18 protein-coding genes are annotated in these 20748 nt (G+C 63.7%); 7 read left to right on the top strand and 11 right to left on the bottom strand.

The window, feature by feature from the left end:
• Positions 1-5: 5 nt before the first annotated feature.
• From L2Y96_RS21750 to L2Y96_RS21740, 3 genes are all read right to left on the bottom strand, one after another.
• The gene (locus L2Y96_RS21750; RefSeq protein ID WP_247330444.1) at positions 6-1892 is read right to left on the bottom strand and encodes an ATP-binding protein; all 1887 of its coding nucleotides are present in this window, start codon (positions 1890-1892) and stop codon (positions 6-8) included.
• Entirely contained in the window at positions 1882-3081 is a 1200-nt protein-coding gene (locus L2Y96_RS21745) for an SIR2 family NAD-dependent protein deacylase (protein ID WP_247330442.1), read from the bottom strand. Before L2Y96_RS21745 ends, L2Y96_RS21750 begins: the two co-directional genes overlap by 11 nt.
• Positions 3082-3554: 473 nt before the next feature.
• Complete coding sequence (locus L2Y96_RS21740) at positions 3555-4475, bottom strand: LysR family transcriptional regulator (protein ID WP_247330440.1); 921 nt, start codon at positions 4473-4475, stop codon at positions 3555-3557.
• Positions 4476-4561: 86 nt separating this feature from the next.
• Here L2Y96_RS21740 and L2Y96_RS21735 point away from each other — a divergent pair, with 86 nt between their 5' ends.
• From L2Y96_RS21735 to L2Y96_RS21720, 4 genes are read left to right on the top strand one after another with little or no spacing between them, the layout of a single operon-like run.
• Entirely contained in the window at positions 4562-5410 is an 849-nt protein-coding gene (locus L2Y96_RS21735; RefSeq protein WP_343218428.1) for an oxidoreductase, read from the top strand.
• A gap of 58 nt (positions 5411-5468) precedes the next feature.
• Positions 5469-6482, top strand: coding sequence for a two-component system sensor histidine kinase NtrB (locus L2Y96_RS21730; RefSeq protein ID WP_247330436.1), 1014 nt, complete (start codon positions 5469-5471; stop codon positions 6480-6482).
• The gene (gene ntrC, locus L2Y96_RS21725; RefSeq protein WP_247330435.1) at positions 6475-7875 is read left to right on the top strand and encodes a nitrogen regulation protein NR(I); all 1401 of its coding nucleotides are present in this window, start codon (positions 6475-6477) and stop codon (positions 7873-7875) included. The genes L2Y96_RS21730 and ntrC overlap by 8 nt, the downstream gene beginning before the upstream one ends.
• A complete protein-coding gene (locus L2Y96_RS21720) occupies positions 7865-8320 on the top strand; it encodes a GNAT family N-acetyltransferase (RefSeq protein ID WP_247330433.1) in 456 nt (151 codons plus the stop codon). Before ntrC ends, L2Y96_RS21720 begins: the two co-directional genes overlap by 11 nt.
• Before the next feature lie 87 nt (positions 8321-8407).
• Here the strand turns inward: L2Y96_RS21720 and L2Y96_RS22990 are convergent, their stop codons facing one another.
• Complete coding sequence (locus L2Y96_RS22990; RefSeq protein WP_283248856.1) at positions 8408-10879, bottom strand: GGDEF and EAL domain-containing protein; 2472 nt, start codon at positions 10877-10879, stop codon at positions 8408-8410.
• 169 nt (positions 10880-11048) lie between these two features.
• Positions 11049-12176 carry a hypothetical protein gene (locus L2Y96_RS21700; RefSeq protein WP_247330430.1) on the bottom strand — a complete coding sequence of 376 codons (1128 nt, stop codon included), beginning with the start codon at positions 12174-12176 and terminating at the stop codon, positions 11049-11051.
• A gap of 189 nt (positions 12177-12365) precedes the next feature.
• Between L2Y96_RS21700 and L2Y96_RS21695 the strand changes: the two genes are divergently transcribed.
• Both L2Y96_RS21695 and L2Y96_RS21690 read left to right on the top strand, forming a co-directional pair.
• Positions 12366-13652: an acetyl-CoA C-acetyltransferase gene (locus L2Y96_RS21695; RefSeq protein ID WP_247330427.1), complete on the top strand. Its 1287-nt coding sequence runs from the start codon at positions 12366-12368 to the stop codon at positions 13650-13652.
• Between the two features lie 10 nt (positions 13653-13662).
• Positions 13663-14253 carry an energy transducer TonB gene (locus L2Y96_RS21690; protein ID WP_247330425.1) on the top strand — a complete coding sequence of 197 codons (591 nt, stop codon included), beginning with the start codon at positions 13663-13665 and terminating at the stop codon, positions 14251-14253.
• Between the two features lie 7 nt (positions 14254-14260).
• Here L2Y96_RS21690 and L2Y96_RS21685 read toward each other — a convergent pair whose 3' ends face one another.
• From L2Y96_RS21685 to L2Y96_RS21665, 5 genes are all read right to left on the bottom strand, one after another.
• Positions 14261-16198: a phospholipase D family protein gene (locus tag L2Y96_RS21685; protein ID WP_343218427.1), complete on the bottom strand. Its 1938-nt coding sequence runs from the start codon at positions 16196-16198 to the stop codon at positions 14261-14263.
• Between the two features lie 60 nt (positions 16199-16258).
• The gene (locus L2Y96_RS21680; RefSeq protein WP_247330420.1) at positions 16259-16813 is read right to left on the bottom strand and encodes a YceI family protein; all 555 of its coding nucleotides are present in this window, start codon (positions 16811-16813) and stop codon (positions 16259-16261) included.
• A 21-nt stretch (positions 16814-16834) separates the two neighbouring features.
• A complete protein-coding gene (locus L2Y96_RS21675; RefSeq protein WP_247330417.1) occupies positions 16835-17305 on the bottom strand; it encodes a SixA phosphatase family protein in 471 nt (156 codons plus the stop codon).
• Between the two features lie 67 nt (positions 17306-17372).
• A complete protein-coding gene (locus L2Y96_RS21670) occupies positions 17373-18005 on the bottom strand; it encodes a ParA family protein (protein ID WP_247330415.1) in 633 nt (210 codons plus the stop codon).
• Positions 18006-18058: 53 nt separating this feature from the next.
• On the bottom strand, positions 18059-18256 hold the full coding sequence (locus L2Y96_RS21665; RefSeq protein WP_247330413.1) for an antitermination protein NusB: 198 nt from the start codon (positions 18254-18256) through the stop codon (positions 18059-18061).
• Positions 18257-18432: 176 nt separating this feature from the next.
• On the opposite strand from L2Y96_RS21665, the gene L2Y96_RS21660 reads away from it, so the two are divergent.
• On the top strand, positions 18433-19479 hold the full coding sequence (locus L2Y96_RS21660; RefSeq protein ID WP_247330411.1) for a hypothetical protein: 1047 nt from the start codon (positions 18433-18435) through the stop codon (positions 19477-19479).
• Positions 19480-19649: 170 nt separating this feature from the next.
• Here the strand turns inward: L2Y96_RS21660 and speE are convergent, their stop codons facing one another.
• Positions 19650-20507, bottom strand: a complete 858-nt coding sequence (gene speE, locus L2Y96_RS21655) for a polyamine aminopropyltransferase (RefSeq protein ID WP_247330409.1) — start codon at positions 20505-20507, stop codon at positions 19650-19652.
• Between the last annotated feature and the right edge of the window lie 241 nt (positions 20508-20748).

Raw genomic sequence — 20748 nt, 5'->3', positions numbered from 1 at the left:
CCTCATTACTTATTTGAAATCAGTGGATCTTGTGTCAGCCAAGCTTCCGCAAAATGGCTGTAATCAGCATGGTCTGGGTGCCGCACATTCCAGCCGCCTGGTGCCATTGATTCCTCGAGGCTGACCTCATCGCAGACGATAGGATCTTGGCTGTCAGGTAGTCTATCCTTCGGCGGCGCTTGAATCATCGTTCGCATAGGAAGTTTCACGCTTTCTCCGAGGATGATGGCCTCGCCCGTTCGAAGAATTGGAAGCATATTGGTCAGGCCTTCAAGGTTGTCTGCCAGCGCACCAGTTACATGCGACCTATCAGTTCCATTGCTGAGCCTCATGGCGAAGAATGTGCCGCATTGCGACAAGATGGTCGGATTTATCTCGGAAGGGCGTTGGCTGACTATCATCGCTCCGATGCCGTACTTCCTTCCCTCCTTTACTATGCGCTGCGTGATGATGGATGCCGATTTCGAGAAGTCGTCGTTTAGGTAGGCGTGAGCCTCCTCCATGACGACCAGAAGTGGACGTTCGCGCCCGCCCTCCGAAAGGTTTCGCGCCCAAAACAATCCGTCATACAGAACTCGAAGGATACTTCCAATGATGTCGTTCATCATTAGCGAAGGTATGCCCGAAAGATCCAGAATGGTTATAGGTTTGGAGCTGCCAAGCCATTGTTTGATTAGTTCGGCGACACCGCTCTGCGTATGGCCTGACATGTCGGGATGCCAGTTGCCGGGCTTTAGGAGGAAATCATATCGCGACATTCGGAGCTTGGCGCCGAGTGCCTCGAGCGCCCCCCGAATATTGAGGCCATCTGGAATGTAATTTATCTTCTCGAGATCGTCGCGGACATTCTTGACCTTTCTAAAGCGCGGGGGCATCCCCGTCGCAGCATCTCCGCGCAACTCGTTTCCCAGCGCATCCTTCTCGTAAGCCCAGGTGCTCGGGTCTGTCGCGCTACCAAGGCTGCTATAGAATGTGCCGAATTCTGTGCAGTAAAGGTCGTACCACAGCTTGTTCAGTGAAAATGGGATCGGGCTGTCACCATTTACTTGATCCGCCGCTAGGCCGGGTACTGGATTATTTGCAAGACTCTGCGCTTTGGCTGCGACAACGCGCTCCAGGATTAGTGTTCGAGCCTTTCCATCAGGCGGAAGATCTCCGAATGACACCTGCATGAATTCGTCAAACGTAAGCGCCCAAAACGGGATGCACAAGCGCTGCTCGTTCGCCCTCCTTGCGTCTGGACTTATCTTGAAGATGCTGGAGCGATCACTAAGTGCACGACCGTATTCTCCGTGTAAATCAAGAACGACGATTCTGGCCGATGGGAAGCGCTCGCCATCGGACAGCACGTTCAGCAGTCCGGCCACGGTTGTAGACTTCCCGGATCCTGTTGTGCCAACGATCGCGGAATGTCTTGTCACTAGCTTGTTAATATCAAGAAGCGCATCAATCGACTCGCTTCCTGCGATATGCCCTACGCGTACAAGATGATTTTGTCGTCCGGACTTTCCATAGATGACCTGAAGGTCGGCCTCAGAAACGAGGTGCACTTCGTCCTCGATGGTTGGGTACTGAGATATGCCTCGTTGAAACTTTCCAGACCGGTACCCCTCGCCGATAAGTTGAATTGTCATCCAACGCAAGCCATTCGGCATGCTTTGCGCCAGGCTCTCTGGTACGGCGCTCGCGCCCACTTGTGAAACGATGCCAAACAGGTCGACGTATCCAATAGGAATCTTAACAAAGCTGCCGATTTGTCCAATCTTGTATCCTTGACCGCGTACGAAGCTCAAGCCCGAACGATCAGTTCGCAGAGTTACGCTTATGGACGATCCGCTCACGTCCTGCACAGTTCCGATGACGGTTCCTGTGCTCTGTGCTTCAAGCGCCATGCGGCTTCTCCTCGGTCCCTGAGAGATCCCGGAGTAGCTTTCCGAAGGAGGAAAAATCTCCTAGCGTGAGTGAGACGTCGGTGCCGACTTTCTGGAGAATTCCGGGGGGTAAAGAGAGGCCTTCGATGTCTTCGGCTTTCCAATCCCCCGCATTGCGTCCAATAATCGCCTTGTCAAAGGCAAGCATGCTCAGGTTTGGGGTGTTCAGTGCGCAGTTTCTGGCCAAGTCGTACTTTCCTTCATCGAGCCCGCCATACAAGAACGCGAACATATGTGCGGTCGGATTCGCATCCAGACTTCGACAAATTACGTCGTTGATATGTTCGTCTGCGAAAGAGTAGCCGCAGACAAACATGACGGCGGAGGGCTCTAGGAGAAACGCCTTGAGGCGGTCGAGCATCGCCAAGTACGGCATTTTTCTGCTTTGGTCATACTTGAGGTGCGACGGGTAGATCAGATAGGAGTGGTTGTCCGCCTTGGCGTCGCTCCGAACAACGGATCGATTGTCCACTAGACGCCAATTGAGTGATCCATGAATCTTCCAGAGCCGAGCCCAACGCGCAGGAAGAAGGCGTTCGTCCTCGACTGCGCCAAGGTCGAAGAAGGCATTTCGGGATCCGACAAAGCCATCGAAATACGGTGCTGAACTCTCCTCAAGGGCTTGCTCCATTAGCAGATCGTAGTTCGTCGTAAACAGATGAACGGGGTACTCACGCCTAATGGACCTAGCCCAAATCGCGAGGTTGTGATACGGCGTCTCCTTGTTTGGCAGGGACCGATCAACCTCTTCGGAAATGATTCCACAAACTCCGGTATCGAGTTCATCCAGCTCGGTCGCATCCATGTCGCGGACCTTTCCCTTGCCAGCGACAGCCTTAAGGATGCGAATCTTGCTCAGGATGTGCTCAATGTTGTTTGGGTCGCCACCATCGTCAGTAACGATTTCAATCAGCCTGTTCCACGTTGATGGTGAGGCTTTGTCGGAACCACCAAGACGCGTATCGATAATCTTCGTGAGACCTGCGACGTCCCATATCAGCGGCTGATTCTCTCGGATGCCACCCTTTTCTCTCTCGACGCGCACCGCGAGCGGACAACCTGCACCAATGAGGAATGCAATTGGCTTTCGATTTTGAGACAGCGCTTGCTGGATGAAGCTAACTTGCTTGTTTGGGTCGTGCGTATGCATGCCTAGAAAATCCATGTTGGGCAGGGTGTCGAGAGCTGAGGAACATTAGGGTGGCGTGGCCCGTAAAGTGTTGGTCGTCAACGGCGGGCGCCATCTCGCCTCTGGGTGAGGGTACCGCCGACGATGACGATCGTCTGTAGGCATTTGCCTACACCCAAAGGTGGATTGATACGCTGGTCGGACGGGCAGGCATGCCGACCAACGAGGAGTCTGTATCCGAGGTGTCACGTGGACGGACTCCCATAGTTCGGGCACGACGATTCCCATAGTCGCTGCATCGGAATTTATCCGGGCGATTTGTGATCTAAAAGCACTTCGTGGTCTGCCCATTTGATGGCTGAGTTCCGTCCGGACGCAGTCAATCAGACGATCCAGATACGGCCCGGATTGCTGGTCGGTGTCCTGCCAGCCACGCGCATACCGCCGGCGAGCAGCGGAAGTCTTGCTCGGTGCCTTTAAGCTGGCGAGCGCTATCAAAATGTCGCGCTCTTTTCCTTAAGCAGCCTCACGAACGCCTCAAGCGCAGCGGATTGGCGCCTGCGCGACGGGTAATAGAAATAAAATCCGGGGAACGGTGGCGTCCAATCGTCGAGCATCTTTGCCAGCCGCCCCGCCTGCACGAATGCCTCGGCTTCGTGCTGAAGAACATAGGCCACGCCCAGCCCGTCCAGGGCAGCCTGGAGCATTACGTCGGGCTCGTTAGTGATTAGCGGCCCAGTGACGGCCACTCGCACCGGCCGGCTGTCTTTTTCGAATTCCCACGCATAGACCGAGTCGGCGGACACCATCCGGTAATTGATGCAACGGTGGCGAGCGAGGTCCTTAGGCACGATGGCCGCGGGGTGTTCGTCGAGATACGCCGGACTCGCAACCACCGCCATTCGCAGATCCGGGCTCACCCGGAGGGCGACCATATCTTCGGCGAGCTTCTCGCCCAGGCGCACGCCAGCGTCGAAGCGGTCCGCCACGATGTCCCGGAAACCGTACTCAATCAGCACTTCCACGGAAGCTTCTGGATGTCGCCTTCCGAATTCGTCCAGCATTGGCCGGATGACCGCCTCGTAAGCTTGCCGCGTGGCGGTGATGCGGATATTTCCCGTGATCCGGTCGTGAGACCGTCCCAGTCCGTCGATCGTCTCGTCGATGCTGGCCAGCGCGGGCGCGAGCGTTTCCAGCAGCCGCTGCCCCGCCTCGGTCGTGGATACGCTCCGGCTTGTCCGATTCAACAGGGCCATTCCCAGACTGCCCTCGAGCCGCTTGATGGTGTAACTGAGCATGGATGTAGAGATGCCTAGTTGCCCCGCAGCCCGGGTGAAGCTGCCGTGCTCCGCGACGGCTGCAAAGGCTGCCAGGTCCGGTAGCGAGCGAGAAGCGATCTTTTGACCAGCTTTCATGGTCCGTCCAAATTGATCACGATGATCAAATGATCTGAGCCGCGTAGGCTTTTGGTCAAGCCGTGAGACGCGGCCTCAAGCGAGGGATGAAGATGCTCAATGAAAAGGCTGTCTGGTTGATCACTGGTTGTTCCAAGGGCTTGGGTCTGGCATTTGCGCGTCAGGCCCTGGAGGCGGGGTATCGCGTCGTGGCTACCGCACGAGATGCTGGATCTCTGGTCGCCTTGACCGAGCGGTACGGCGACCAGGTGCTGGCGACGACGCTGGACGTCACCAATGAGACCCAGATCAAACGCGCCGTGGCCGAGGCCGAGCAGCACTTCGGCCATATCGATGTCCTGGTGAACAATGCCGGGTTCGGCTACTTCGGCGCTATCGAAGAAGGCGAGGATGCAGGCGTACGCGCCATGTTCGAGACCAATACGTTCGGCCCGCTCAACCTGGTCAAGGCCGTACTGCCGGGCATGCGTGCGCGGCGCACCGGCTTCCTGGTCAACATCAGCTCCATCGGCGGCTTTGTGACGTATCCGGCGGTGGGCTACTACAACATGACCAAGTTCGCGCTGGAGGCCATGTCCGAAGCGCTGTCCAAGGAACTGGCACCGCTGGGCATTGGTTCGATGGTCGTGGAACCTGGCGCCTTCCTCACGGACTTCCGGGGGCTCTCCTCCCAGAAGCAGCCGGAGACGCGGATCGCTGACTATGCGGATACCGCCGGCAAGGCTCGCGATGGCATCTTCGAGGCCCACGGCAAGCAACAGGGGGATCCCGACCGGGCTGCACGGGCGCTCATCGATGCGCTCCGGTCGCCAGAGCCTCCTGTGCGGCTGATTCTGGGAAGCGATGCGCTGGACCAGGCCCGTGCTCGCCTGACTGAGTTAGCAGAGTCGATGGATGCGTGGGAGGAAACCACGCGTGATACCAGCTTCAGGTAAACGCGGTCTAGGAATCCCTCCAGTTGCACCGCAGCAAAACCCTCCCTAAATTGGTGCAATGCATGCACCCGATCAGGCTGAGCTTCTAACGCTGCTGGGCACCGGCATTGCCGTGGTGGGCCCGGACCTGCGCGTCCTCTGGATCAACCCTGCCCTGGGCGAGGTCCTCGACGTGGGCCCGCGCACGGCGGTGGGCCAGCCCTTGGGCCTCTTGCTCAGGCAGCCCTTGCTGGCTGGCCAGCTCGAGCGAACCCTTGCCGAAGGCCGTGGCTACAACCTCCGCGGGGTCACCTTCGGGGTGGCGCGGGGGCGGGAGGTCACGGCCGATCTGGCGATGCAGCCTATCGGCGATGGCCGGGTGCTGGTGGAGGTCCACCCGCTGGCGACCGACATCAGCGGTAGCGATACCCCGCTTTCCGCGACCCTCCGCGGCTTCGCTCATGAGGTGAAGAACCCGCTGGCCGGCTTGCGCGGTGCAGCGCAGTTGCTGGAGCGGCGTCTGGCCGATAGCGACCAGCGCCAGCTGGCGGCCATGGTGATCGCGGAGGCGGACCGCCTCGCGGCGCTAGCCGATGGCCTGCTTCGCCACGGCGGGGCGGCGCGGATCGGGCCGGTGAATATCCACGAACTGCTGGAGCGCCTGGAGGGGCTGGTGACGGCCGAGGCGGAGGCGCCGCGTGTGCGCCACGACTTCGATCCGAGCCTGCCGGATACCACGGGTGATAACGATCGCCTGCTCCAGGTGCTGCTCAACCTCACCCGCAACGCCAGTGAAGCCGGCGCCCGCACGATCACCTTGCGTACCCGCATTGAGCACGGTGCCCGTCTGGGCGACCGGACGATGCGCGCGGCGTTGCGTGTCGATGTGATGGACGACGGCCCCGGCGTGGCCGATGAGATGCGTGATGTGTTGTTCCACCCGCTGGTAAGCGGCCGCCCCGATGGCACCGGCCTTGGCCTGGCGCTGTCTCGCGAGATCGCCCTGGAGCACGGCGGCGACCTGCGTTACGTGAGCCGCCCGGGCGACACGGTGTTCTCCCTCTACCTCCCCATGGAGCGCCCGCATGAGTGAGATCTGGATCGCCGACGATGACCGCGGCGTGCGCTTTGTATTGGCCGAAGCGCTGCGCGATGCCGGCCATGCCGTGCGTGAGTTCAGCGCGGGTGATGCGGTGCGTGCCGCGCTGGAAGAAAGCCGCCCGGCGTTGCTCGTGACCGATGTGCGCATGCCCGGCGAGAACGGTCTGCGACTGCTGGAAGACCTTACCCGGCGGAACATCGGCCCGGTGATCGTCATGAGCGCGTTTACCGATGTGGCCACGACAGCGGCGGCGTATCGCGCGGGCGCGGCGGATTACCTTGCCAAGCCGTTCGATCTCGATCTCGCCGTGGAAACGGTAGAACGTGCGCTAGCGGCGGCAAATGAGGAGGTCAGCATCCCGCTGCAGCGTGGCGACGCGCATGCGCTGATCGGTGAGAGCGCGGCGATGCGCGAGGTGTTTCGCCTGATCGGCCGTGTGGCGGCGAGCGACCTCAACGTGCTGATTACCGGCGAGACCGGTACGGGCAAGGAGCTGGTGGCCCGTGCGCTGCACGAAGAAAGCTCGCGCGCGGGCAAGCCGTACGTGGCGCTCAACACAGCGGCGATTCCTGCCGAGCTGCTGGAAAGCGAACTCTTCGGCCACGAGGCGGGTGCCTTCACCGGTGCGACGCGACGCGTGGCAGGCCGATTTGAACAGGCCGACGGCGGTACGCTGTTCCTCGATGAAATCGGCGACATGCCGCTCGGCCTGCAAACGCGCCTGCTGCGCGTGCTCGCTGGTGGTGAGTTCTACCGCGTAGGCGGACGTGAGCTGATGCACGGCAACGTGCGTATTATCGCGGCAACCCATCAGGATCTCGAAGCCCGCGCGGCACAGGGCCTGTTCCGTCCCGATCTGAAGCACCGCCTCGACGTCGTCCGCATCCCGCTGCCGTCGTTGCGCGAGCGGCGTGGCGATGTGCCGTTGTTGGCGCGGCACTTCCTGGCACAAGCCGCGGCGGAACTGAACCTCCCGGCGAAGCGCTTCTCGCGTGGCGCCATGAAGCTGATCGAACAGCGCGATTACCCCGGCAACGTCCGCGAGCTGGAAAACCTTTGCCGTCGCCTGGCGGTGATCTCGCCTGGCGTGGAGATCCAGGCCGCCGATCTTGGCGCTATTCCGGCGCGTGGCTCGCGCACGGGTGAATGGACCGAGGCGCTCCGTGCCTGGGCACAGGACGCGCTCGCGCAGGGCGAGGCGGATATCCACGCGCGCGCTCGCGAGGCCATGGATAAGACCTTGCTTCAGGCGGCGCTGGTCGCCAATGATGGCCACCGCCAGCAGGCGGCCATCGCGTTGGGCGTCGGCCGTAATACGCTTACACGCAAACTTGGCGCGTCGCGCAAGCGGCGGCCCTCATCGGATAGTAAACATGACGCTTGAAGTACGCCGCGCCGCCGTCGAAGACGCGGACCACATCGCTCGCTGGAACATCGCCATGGCGTGGGAGACCGAGCAGAAGGCGCTCGACCCGGCGACGATCGGGCGCGGTGTGCGTGCGGTGTTCGACGAGCCGCGCCGTGGTTTTTATCTCGTGGCGGAACTCGACGGCGTGGCGGTGGGTTGCCTGCTCGTGACCTACGAGTGGAGCGACTGGCGTTGCGGCGACTTCTGGTGGGTGCAGAGTGTTTACGTGGTGGCTGAAGCGCGCCGGCATGGCGTGTTCAAGGCGATGTACCACCATGTGAAGGCGATGGCGGAAGGCGCAGGTGCCGTGGGTTTGCGGTTGTACGTCGAGACCGAGAACGAGCGCGCGCAGGCGACGTATGGTGGGCTTGGGATGGAGCGCTGCCATTACTTCATGTACGAAGCGCCGTTGACGCAATAACGGCTCTTGTAGGAGCGCGATTGCGCGCGATTCACGTTGCCGCGAGCACCCATCGCGCGCAAGCGCGCTCCTACAAGAGCGGGTGCGTCAGGCGGTGTGGAGGCCGGTGTCTACGCGGGCTATGCGTTCTTCGAATTCGCGGGCCGGTACGGCACGGCCGAAGAGGAAGCCTTGCATCTGGGTGCAGCCGGCGTTTCCGAGGAACGCGGCTTGCTCGGTGCTTTCCACGCCTTCAGCGAGCACCATCTTGTTCATGCCTTTGCCCATCGTGATGATGGCGCTGACGATGGCGGCGCTGTCGTTATCCCAGGCCACGTCGCGGATGAACGCGCGGTCGATCTTGAGCGTATCGACCGGGAAGTGCTTGAGGTACGAGAGGCTGCAATAGCCCGTGCCGAAGTCGTCGAGGCTGAGCGAGACGCCTTGCGCCTTGATCCGGTGCAGAAGCTCGGCGATGTGGTCGCCGCCTTCCATCACCGTGCGCTCGGTGACTTCAAGCTCGAGCAGTGTGGGATGCAGGCCTGTTTCCACGAGGATCGCCTGCATCGATTCGAAGAACCGCGTGTGCTGGAACTGCAGCGCGGAAACGTTCACGGACACCGAGAGCGGGCGGTATGTCGTCGACCACGCCTGGGTCTGGCGGCAAGCCTCGCGCAGCGCCCATTCACCGATAGGCACGATCAGCCCGCAATCCTCCGCCACCGGGATGAATTGCTCGGGCGTGTACACATCTTCGCCATCGACCTGCCAACGTAGCAGGGCTTCGGCGCCGACGATGGTGCCGAGGTCGACATCGACCTTGGGTTGGTAGTGCAGGCTCAGCTCATTGCGGGCGAGGGCCTTGCGTAGCTCCACCTCGATACGCACACGGGCAGTGTTGCGCTCGTTCATGCTGGCGTTGAAGAAGCGGTAGCCGTTGCGGCCCTGCATCTTCGCTTCGTACATGGCGGTATCGGCGTTGCGCAGCATGGATTCCGCATCGAATGCGTCTTCCGGGTACAGGCTGATGCCGATGCTGAAGCTGATGGCCAGCGCCGAGGCCTCCAGGCCGATCGCTTCATTGCAGGCCTGCAGCACCTTCTCGGCGACCTCAGCCGCATCGACGCCGTCTTCCACGTGTGGAAGCAGCACGACGAACTCATCGCCACCAAGGCGGCTCACGGTGTCGTCGGCACGCACGGCCGAGCGGATACGTCGCGCCACTTCCTGCAGCAGCGCATCGCCGGCGGCATGGCCGAGGCTGTCGTTGATCTGCTTGAAATGGTCGATGTCTACGAACAACAACGCGCAGCGCTGCTTGCGTCGCGCGGCCACCGTGACCGCGAATTCCATGCGTGATTGCAGTAGCGCGCGGTTGGGCAGGCCGGTGAGCGTGTCATGGTGGGCGAGGTGGGCCATCTTCAACGCGAGGGCACGCGTTTCGCTCACGTCGTGGAACACGACCACGCCGCCGACGACATTGCCGGCATGGTCGTGGATGGGCGCGGCCGAGTCTTCAATCGGGCTATCGAAACCATTGCGATGCACGAGGATCGCATCGGTGGTGAGGCCGATGATGGTGTTCTTCTGCACTGCCGTGAGCAGCGGGTTGGCGATGGGGCGCCGGGTGAGCGGATCGCGTAGCTGGAAGATATCGTCCATGGGCCGGCCCACGGCTTCGTGACTTGACCAGCCGGTCATGGCTTCGGCGATGGGGTTGAGCGAGGTGACGCGGAGGTCCGGGTCGGTGGTGATCACCGCATCGCCGATGGATTTCAGCGTGACTTCCGCCAGTTCGCGCTCACGGAACAGCGCGTCTTCGAAGGCCTTGCGCTCGCTGATGTCCTGCACCTGCGAGACGAAGTAAAGCGGTTGACCGTGGTCGTCGCGAACCAGCGAGACGCTGAGCATCGCGTGCACGATATGGCCATCGCGGTGCAGGTAGCGTTTTTCCATGTGATACGACGCGCGTTCGCCGCTGAGCACCTGGTTCAGCAGGCCGAGATCAACGGCGAGGTCTTCCGGATGGGTGATGTCCTGGAAGCTCCGCGTGAGCAGCTCATCTTCGCGGTAGCCGAGCATGGCGCACATGGCGTCGTTGACCTGCAGCCAGCGCCCATCGGGTAGCACGAGCGCCATGCCGATGGCCGCGTGGCGAAAGGCCTGGGCGAAACGGCGCTCGCTTTCCTTGAGGCGTGCCTCAAGCGCACGGCGATCGGAGATGTCGGCGAGCACGACGAAGGCGCCGCGTACCCGGCCCTCATCATCAAGGTCAGGCGAGAAGCTGGCTTGCGCGTAACGGTGCACGTCTTCACGGCGAAGCTCGCGATCGGCGATGACCGGCGTGCCGGTGAGCGCGGCGATGACGCCCGGTTCGATCCGAGGATAGAGATCGGCCGGAATCACTTCCTTTAGCAGGCGTCCTTCAACCGCATCGTCGGTGATGCCCATCCACGCACGATACGCAGGGCTCGCATAGCGCAGCCGCTTATCGGTCCCGATGTAGGCGAGCATGGCGGGCGCGCGTTCCAGCAGGAACGCAGGCCAATCCACGGGGGTGAGCTCGTCGGGCAAGGGCATAGGAAAAGCCGAATCAGTGTTGGCTCACTCTAGTGCCTCAACGTACACCCGTACATCACCGCTCTGTGTAGGAGCCCACCCTGTGGACGACGCCGTTCGCGACACCGCTACAGGGCCTGTTGCGCGATCGCGTAAAGATATCGCCCACAGGGTGGGCTCCTACGGGTTATTAGTGCAGCGAGGGGGCCGGGGCGGTCAGAGCGCCGGTGTCGTCCAGGAGCATGCGGCCCAGGGTGTGGAGCTCGCGGTCCGTGCCGAAGCGGTGGGCCAGGGCGTCGAGCAGCGGAGCCAGCGCGTTGGGCTCCAGCGGGTAGCCGTGGGCGAGGATCCGGGCTTTACCGGGCACCGGCTGGGCCACCGTGATGGCGGCCATGCCCAGGCCGGCCGCCTCATGGGCGTAGAGCTGCGGTGCCGGCTGGGCGGGATCGGCGTCGGCCAACGCTTCGATGAGGTAACCGGCGGTGGAGGCCGGGTCGCCTTCCAGGTGCAGGGGCACGTGGTGGGCGGCGAGCAGGGCGGCGTACTGGCGCAGCTCGAACAGGGTGCCGGCCAGCTCGTGGGCGGGGTTTTCGCGCTGGATACCGTCGCGGGCGAACCAGCCGGCGATGCCCGGCACGCTGACCCGGCCTTCCGCGTAGCGCAGCGGCAGGCCGCGCGAGCCCATGGCGGTCTCGTCCCGGTACGGCGTGAGCAGGGCGGCCTCGAGCATGGTCCACAGGGGTGCCAGGTTCACGTGTTCGTATTGCACGCAGGTGAGCGCCAGCAGGTCGTCACGGCTCAGGTAGCGGGCGTGTTCCAGGCGGATGCCGAGCGTGCGCATGAGGAAATCGGCCGTGCGCTGGCCGGCTTCGCCCTTGCCCACGAGGGCGGTTTCCATGGCTTGGGTGAGCTCGTCGGCCTGGTCTTCCGGGGCCAGCAGCATCCACGGCACCAGGCGCATCGGGCCGCCGGCGTAGCGCGGATCCGGCACGAGCGGCTGGGCGGGCATGTGGCCCTCGTGGGTGCCAAAGGCCACCACACCGCCCTGGGTGGTGACCCGGGGAATGCGGCGAGCCAGCTCATCGAGCGTGGCGAACACGGGGAAACCGGGGCGGAGCAGCTCCACGCCATCGAACAGGGCGCCAGCCACGGCGAAGCGCGAGGCTTCGATATCGGGCAGCAGGGCGCGCAGGTCCTCGGCCATCAGCGCCGCCAGTTCCTGGGCTTCATCGCGGGTGAGCTCGAGGCGATCGGGGGCTTCGCCCGGGACCAGTTCCAGCGCCAGGACGGCGGGGCAGGCGATCAGCGGCTCGGACACGACGCAATTCCACAACGGCAAAGGAACGCAATTCTACCATTGCGACGTTTGCCCTTTCGTTGGAAGGGGATGCGGGTTAGCCTTGCCGATACCCGGTTCGTCGGCGAACGTCGGCGTCCGCGATCCCTTTGGCTTCGATCGTTATCCGGTCGGGCCTCATTCTTCAGGTTTTCGGACAGTCCCTTGAGCATGGAAAAGTCGCAAAAGCGCGTGGGTGTGGTCGGTGGCGTCCGCATTCCCTTCTGCCGCAACAACACCGCTTATGCGGAAGTCGGCAACTTTGGCATGTCCGTCAAGGTGTTGGGTTCCCTGGTCGAGAAATTCAGCCTGCATGGCGTGGAGCTGGGCGAGGTCGCCATGGGCGCCGTCATCAAGCACGCCTCGGACTGGAACGTGGCCCGCGAGGCGGTGCTCTCCTCCGGCCTGGCGCCGACCACGCCGGGTATCACCACGGCGCGCGCCTGCGGTACCTCGCTCGATAACGCCATCATCATCGCCAACAAGATCGCCACGGGGCAGATCGAGGCCGGTATCGCCGGCGGTTCGGATACCACCAGCGACGTGCCCATCGTCTACGGGCAGAAATTCCGCAAGCGCCTGCTGGCGCTCAACCGGGCGAAGACTCTGAAGGAGAAATTCCAGGTCGCCACGCGCGGTTTTTCGTTCAAGGAACTGAAGCCCTCGTTCCCGGGCGTGGCCGAGCCGCGCACCGGCAAGTCGATGGGCGACCACTGCGAGATGATGGCGAAGGAATGGCACATCGGTCGCGTGGAGCAGGATGAGCTGGCGCTGGCGAGCCACAAGAAGCTGGGCGCCGCTTACGATGCCGGCTTCTTCGACGACCTGGTCGTGCCGTTCCGCGGCCTCAAGCGCGATGGTTTCCTGCGCGCGGATTCCACGCTCGAGAAGCTTTCCTCGCTGAAGCCCGCGTTCGACAAGACCTCGGGCCAGGGCACGCTCACCGCCGGTAATTCCACCGGCCTCTCCGATGGCGCAGCCGCCGTGTTGCTGGCCAGCGAGGAGTGGGCGGCCGCCCGTGGCCTGCCGATCCAGGCGTATTTCCTTGATGCCGAGGTGTCGGCGGTCGACTTCGTGCACGGCGAAGGCCTGCTCATGGCCCCGACCGTCGCGGTGCCGCGCATGCTCAAGCGCCATGGCCTCACCTTGCAGGATTTCGACTTCTACGAGATCCACGAGGCGTTCGCCGCGCAGGTGTTGTGCACATTGCGTGCATGGGAGTCGGAGGATTATTGCCGGAACCGGCTGGGCCTCGATGCCCCGCTGGGGTCCATCGATCCGGCGAAGCTCAACATCAACGGTTCCAGTCTTGCCGCGGGGCACCCCTTCGCGGCCACGGGTGCGCGCATCGTCGCCACCCTGGCAAAGATGCTGGAGCAGAAGGGTTCGGGCCGCGGCCTGATCTCGATCTGCACCGCCGGTGGCATGGGTGTCACGGCGATCCTCGAACGTCCGTAAACGGCTCCGCATGCTTCTACTTCGCACCAGCACCTCGCTCAGCGCCTTCGGGCTGCTTATCGGCATCGCCGCCACGAGCTGGCTCACCGCGCTCACCTATGAGCGCGCGCCGGCGACTCGCCAGTTTGCGGAAGTGGTGATGCCGGGCACCGCGCCGGCGTTGATGCCGAAAACCGTAGGTGAGCGGCCCGCTGTGACCGCGACCCCGCCGGAACGGCTGCGCACGCGGGCGGTGGTGGATCTGGCGGCGGAGTCGGCGATGCGTCGTACCGCCGCTGCGAAGGCCCGCGCGGCCGACGCCGTGTCGTCGGAGGCTGCGCCGGTCGCCAAGGCCGAGCCGCTGGTGCCGGTGTACATGCCTTCCCCGCGTTACCCGATGGAAGCGCTGCGTGCGCACCGCGAGGGGCAGGTGGTGTTGAGTGTGACGGTTACGCCCGAGGGCGATGTCACCTCGGTGAGCGTGGGCCGTTCCAGCGGCGATCCGTCGCTGGACGATGCCGCCGAAGAAGCCGTGCGCAACTGGCGCTTCGCCGCTGCCGAGCGCGCGTCGCGTTACACCTCGGATCTGCCAATCCGCTTCGAACTCACCGATCCCCTCTGATCCTGATTTAGAGGATGCCCGAGGACGCTGAGCCGAAGGCGGTGATCATGCGGGTGTAGATGACCTTGAGCGACACGTCGACTTCGGGGAAGTCGCCGACCGGCTCATAGCACTCGAAGAACTGCGGGTCGGTCCAGCGCATGGGAATGCAGCCCGGCTTCAGTTCATAGCTGGTGGCGTAGCGGAACGGCCACAGGTCGAAGAACGGCAGGCGCTCGGAGACGTCGCCGATGAACTCGTTCACCTCGGACAGCACCGGGATCGTCTTCTGTCGCGGCCCGATGACCCAGGCATTGCCGGGTTCGGTGTCCTGCATGATCGACCCGCGCAGGCGGTCGGCGAAGCGCTTGTCGTAGATGATCACACCGGCTTCGGTGTTGTAGTGGTCGGAGCGCGGATCGAAATTGTGCGTGCCGACCATGGCGAAGGTGTCATCCACCACGATGGATTTGGCATGCAGGCCGAAGCGCACGCCGGCGGTGTACAGCGGCGCGGGACGATGGCGGGCGCTCGGCCCATAGCGCCGTCCCGCTGAAAGAAAGCCGGTGCTTTCCGAGGGCCCGTTGGCCGCAGCCGCCTGCTGTCGTTCCGCGCGAGTCATGCGCCGGCTGCCACCGCCGGAGCCCACCGGCCGGTTGATCGGCGGCGTCGCGATGGCGTTGGATTGGCCTTCGAGCGCATCCCGGTCGGCGTTCGACGGATGCGGCTTCATCTCGTAGATCTCGAAGCCGTAATCGGTGAGGTAGCGCTTGCGGTGCTTGTACGACATCGCATACACGGCGAAGGCGTCGGTCGATGCGAGCGAGTTGGTCGAGACGACGACGCGTGGCGGTTCAGGCTGCTGGTGCAGGTTGCTGAAGATCTTCTTCGCCGGTTTGCTCATCACCAGGTAGGGCGTCTGCAGCACCACCTCGCTCTTGGCATTCCGCACCAGGCCCATGATATGGCGAGTGAGGGCGCGGGCTTCGCGGCGCTTGGGTTCGTCGGTCTTGCCCGGCAGGTCGGAGAGGTATTCCACGCGATTGAGCCGCAGCGAGGCGCTCACCAGGCGTTCGTCGAGCCAGGCCGGGTCCTCGGCGTGGGCGATCAGTTCGGCGACGCGACCGGGATTGTCGTAAGTCGGCACCGTCCATTGCTTCTTGTCGTCGGTATCGGCCACCAGCTCGCGGTTCACATCGCGAAGGTGGGTCAGCGGCACGGCGCGCTTGTGGTTCCAGAACTGGTCGAAGCTGGCGCCCATGGCCTTGGCCGCAGGGCCGCCGATCATCACGTCGCGGTCGACGTAGTCGAAGACCGGGTCCCAGTCGAAGTAGCGATCCTCATAGTTGCGGCCGCCGGTAATGCCGACGAGGTCGTCGATCACGATGAGCTTGTTGTGCATGCGCTGGTTGAAGCGGAAGAAGCAGCACACGATGCCGGCCGCAAATTCCAGCGGCGGGGTGCGCGCGCTGGAGAACGTCGGGTTGTACAGGCGAATTTCCATGTTGCTGCTGGCGCGGGCCAGGCCGGCGAGCAGGCCCGGGTCGCGGAAGGAGAACAGCTGGTCAGCCAGGATGCGCACGTGGACGCCGCGGCGGGCGGCGGCCACCAGCTCATCGAGCATCAGCTTGCCGGCGTCGTCCTGCTCCCAGATGTAGGTCTGCACATCGATCGTCTGCTGGGCCGCGCGGATCAGGTTGACGCGGGCGGCGAGGGCGGCTTCGCCATCTTCCAGCAGGGTGGCCACGTGCACGGGCAGGTCCGCCGTCGAAGCACTGTTGGCCTCGCGAGCGGCGTCCATCAGTGGCGAGGGCTCGGCGCAACGATCGGGCTGGGCGCACGTCACCTGGCGGTCGACGGTAAGTGACACGACGGCATCGGCTTTCTGGATGCGGGCCGCCGAAAGCGAACAGCCGCCGGTAACCAGCGTGGCGGCAAGGGCAAGTAACACGAGGAGGCGGCGCATGCCGCGCATGATAGGGGTAATGGTGCAACGCCACGTGAGCCGCGGGTGCGGCGCAGCGTCCTAGGGTGCCTCAAGGACGATGGCCATGCCCAGGTTCACGCGATCGGACAGGGCGCCGCGACGGCCGAGCATGCCGAACTCGGTGCGGTCGATCATGCCCTGCAGTTGCAGCACGCACCCGGCCATGGCGGCCGGTTCACACTGGTTGGCCAGCAGGCGGAAGGTCACCGGCCGGGTGACGCCGCGGATGGTGAGGTCGCCAGCCACATCGCCGCCCTTGCTGAGCAGGGTGATGGGCGTGGGGTCCGAGACGAAATGGATGGTGGGGTGGTGTTCGGCATCGAAGAACTCCGGTGCCAGGACCCAGCGGCGCAGGCGCGCGGATTCCATGCGGATGCTTTCGGAATCGATATCGGCCCGGACCACCGCGGTGGCGGTGGCCGGGTCGGTCGTGAGATCGCCACGGATCCCTTCGAAGTGGCCCGTGACGGAGGTGACCCAGAGCAGGCGGACCGAGAAGTCGGCCTTCGAACGGACAGGGTCGATGCGCAGGTCGGCGGCGATCGCAGGCGACGTCAGGAAGAACATTGCGATCGCCGACAACAGGAAACGCATCAGGAACTCGACGTACGGGGACTAGTTGGGAGGCGACCAGAAGGTCTCGAGCGTGGCCTTGCCGGGTTCCAGCTTGCCCGTGAAGGCAAGGCGGGCCATGCCGGCCGGTGGCATGCCGCGATAATCCTCGGAGCGTCCCTCGACGAGGAAGGCTACCAGTTGCTCGATGCCGGGATTATGACCAACGAGCACCACGCGTTCAGCATCGCCCTGCTTATCGAGCAGGTCGTACAGATCGCCCACGGTGGCGTCGTAGATGGTGTCTTCGTAAACGGGCTCGACCTGGCCCAGGGCCAGTGCCGCCGTTTCGCGGGTGCGCTCGGCCGGTGAGCAGAGCACGCGGTCGTAGCTGATCTTGTGTTCAGAGAGCCACTGGCCCGCGGCGCGGGCTTCGTTGCGGCCGTGTTCGGTGAGTTTTCGCTCGCGGTCGTCCTTGCCTTCCTTGCCGTGGGCATCCGCCTCGGCATGGCGCAGCAAAATGAGTTCACGCATGGGTACCGTCCTCCGCTAAGGCCACTGTGAGTGGCGTGATCCTGCCGTCGCGGTTGCCTCTAACGCCTCAGGTGCTTCGCTTGATCCATCGAAGCAGTTTCGCCCAGTCGTCCTGGTGGCCGCGTACGTTTTCCGAGTGATAGTCGAAGATGCCCTTACCGAGCGCCGTGAGCAAGACGTAAGCCTGCGAATCACGCAGTTCAGCCACCACGGGGAACGGGGCCTGTTCGGCCAGATCCGCCATGGCTTGCTGGCTGGCGTTGGTCCACGGCTTCAGGCGGTTGCCCACCAGGCCCACGGGCAGCTTGCCACGCTTCACCCGGGGGATGCCTTGCAGGATCTTGAGAAAATCCAGCGTTGCGTCGAGATCGAACGTGGAAGGGAGCACCGGGACGAGGATGACATCGGCCTTGTCGAGGTAGGGCTCCATGTCCTTTTCGTCCATGCCCGCCGGCATGTCGATCATGACGCGCTGGATGTCGTCCGAGAGCCGGTCGAAGGCTTTGCGGCTGCCTTCGATGGCGGTGACCGACGGGACGTTCTCGGGGCGGCGGCCGGCCCAGCGCAGGCTGGAGTGTTGCCGGTCCGCATCGATGATGGCCGCGTGCTTGCCAGCCTGTGACCAGTACGAGGCGAGCTGGGTGACCAGCGTCGACTTACCGCAACCACCCTTGCTGCTTGCCACGAGCGTCGTAAGCATCCGCGAGCACCTGCCATGGGGAGGGCCCTAGCCTACACAGGCCGGGTGGCGGATCAAAAGAGCTTTGTACGCACCTTGGGCAAGAGCACCAGGATGAGGGTGGCCAGCGGGCCGAGGATGATGGAAAGCAGGAACCAGACGAGGCCGCTGCGGTTCTTACCCTGCGCCAGACCCGCGTTGATGAGGGACAGGGTGCCCCAGCCGACGAAAAAGCCCGCGCGTTCGCTGGCGAAGATGGCGAATTGATCCATTGTAAGCTCCTGTTCTATCGCAGGATTGATGCATCGGTCATGCGGCCGTTAGCTGGCATGTTCCCCCCGCGCTGCGTCCGATGGTAACAATGTCGCCCATGTGTGAAGCCAAAGGGCCGCAGCTTCCGTTCATCCTGCGGCCGTATCCTTGTCGTTTTATTTCACGGAGATGTCCCATGAGGGGACGGCGTGTCCTTACCCTGGCGGTCGCCAGCCTGCTTTCGCTGCCGGCGCTGGCCGCTACTTCCTGGCCTGGCGCGCCTGCGGCGGCGCCTTCCAAGGCCGAGCAGAAGGCACAGAAGGACCAGACCCAGGCCCTCCTGCAGTTCCAGAAGGACCTGGCCAGCGTGCTGGCGCTGCGTACCGAGGCCGAGCCCCTGCTGGGTGCCGCCCTGCTGGCGCGCCCGCTGGTTAACCCGCCCGAGGTGCTCAGCTACCACGCGCTGCTGGAGCGCGCGTCGCGTAATGCCGATGCCGGCCCGCGGGTGACCTGGGTGCGCCTGGCCGATTGCGATGCCAAGGCCGATAGCTGCCCCAACGCTGATGCCGTCGCCGAGCTGGAGAAGCAGGCCCCGGATAACGCCGCGGTGTGGCTTCTCAAGCTGGGCATCGATGACCACAAGGGCGATGCCAGCGCGGCCCGCGCCGACCTGGCGAAGGCTGCCAACGCCAAGACCTACGATGATTACCTTGGCGCCAGCATGAAGGCGCTCGCCAACTCGGTGAGCCAGTTGCCGCCGCCGCCCAACACCTTCAACGCCCTGCAGGGCGCCGGCGCGGCCGGTGTGCAGATGGTGATCGTGTTCGGCCTGGCCAGCGCGCAGCCGATGCCGGGATTCCAGAATACGGCGAAGTTCTGCGAGGCCAACAAGGAAAACAGCGCCATCGTCGGCGACTGCCTGAAGCTGGCCAAGGTGCTGGAGTGGGGCAGCAGCCCGCTCGGCCGTTCGCTCGGCCTGCACCTGCGCGAGACGCTTTCGTCCGACGCGGCCGACCAGCAGTCCGCGAAGACCGCCCGCCTCAACCTGATCTGGCAGATGCAGCGCTTCGCCCAGCTCAATGTCCAGGCCCAGGGTGACAAGGTCACCGCGCAGAAGCTGCTGGCGCTGGCCCGCAGCGGCGGTACCGAGATGAGCGTGGTGCTCGCCGCGCTGCGTGCCTACGGCATGCCGGCCGAGGCGCCGGCGGGGTGGGAGCCATCCCACGTGGAAAGCAGCAAATAAAAAAGGCGCCCTTCGGGGCGCCTTTTTTATTTGCGTAGGAGCCCACCCTGTGGGCGACATCTTTCGCGATACCACTTCAGGGCTTGTGGGGCTTTTGCGATACCGATTCAGGCCCTGTGGCGCTTTCGCGAACGGCGTCGCTCACAGGGTGAGCTCCTACGGCTTGGCGATTAATCGCCAAGCTGCTCGCGCATGAATTCCGGCTGGGCGAGGGCGCCCTTGTGGATATCGGCGTTGTAGTACTTGGTCGGGAAGCCCTTGCTGATGGCGCCGCGCTCGCGGAAGCCGGACAGGTCGCCGTCCTTGCGAGCCATGGTGCAGCTCCACCAGCCGGTGGGGTAGCACGGCTGCGGGAACGGCAGGGTACGCACGGCCTTGAAGCCGGCGGTGCGCATGGCCGAACGCATCGACTTGATCAGCTCGATGTGGGCCAGCGGCGATTCCGACTGCTGCACCAGGATGCCGCCGTGGCGCAGGGCCTTGAAGCAGCTGGCGTAGAACGCGGCGTTGAACAGGCCTTCGGCCGGGCCCACCGGGTCGGTCGAGTCGACGATGATCAGGTCGATCGATTCCGGATCGGCCTCGGCCATGTACTTGATGCCGTCGATGAAGAGCAGCTCGGCGCGCGGGTCGTTGTTCGAATCGCACAGCTCCGGGAAGTACTCCTCGGCCAGGCGGGTGACACGCTCGTCGATCTCCACCTGGGTGGCCTTCTCGACTTCCTCGTGCTTGAGCACCTCACGCAGGGTGCCGCAATCGCCGCCGCCAATGATGACGACGCGCTTGGCGCGGGCGTGGGTGAACAGCGCCGGGTGGGTCATCATCTCGTGGTACAGGAAGTTGTCGCGGCTGGTCAGCATGACGCAGCCGTCGATCACCATGAGGTTGCCCCAATCGGTGGTCTGGTAGATCTCGATCGTCTGCCACGGGGTCTTCTCCGCGTGCAGGAGGCGCTCGACGCGGTAACCGATGGAGGAGCCCGACGCCTGATGGGCCTCGGTAAACCAGCTGAGCTGCTGCTGCGACATGACGCTTGTTCCTGGAAACGGGTAAGGGGGCGAAACGGATGATTGTACCGGCTCTTGGGCAAAAAGCGGCCAAGTCCCTGAAAGATCGGGTGGTCCGCGTCGCCGCAGGGCGATACACGGATGTCATCCCTGCCCGCTACAATAGAAGGTCAGCCGCCGTCCGTCTTGGACGGCTGGCCCCGTCTGGTCGGCCCCGCGGCGTGCGAGGCTCCCGGCTGCCCAGGCCCGTTCTACGTCAAGG

It is taken from the genome of Luteibacter aegosomaticola, from assembly GCF_023078475.1.
Classification (GTDB): Bacteria; Pseudomonadota; Gammaproteobacteria; order Xanthomonadales; family Rhodanobacteraceae; genus Luteibacter; species Luteibacter aegosomaticola.
The sequence above is the reverse complement of the archived record's forward strand: the minus strand, read 5'-3'. Positions and strand labels throughout refer to the sequence as shown.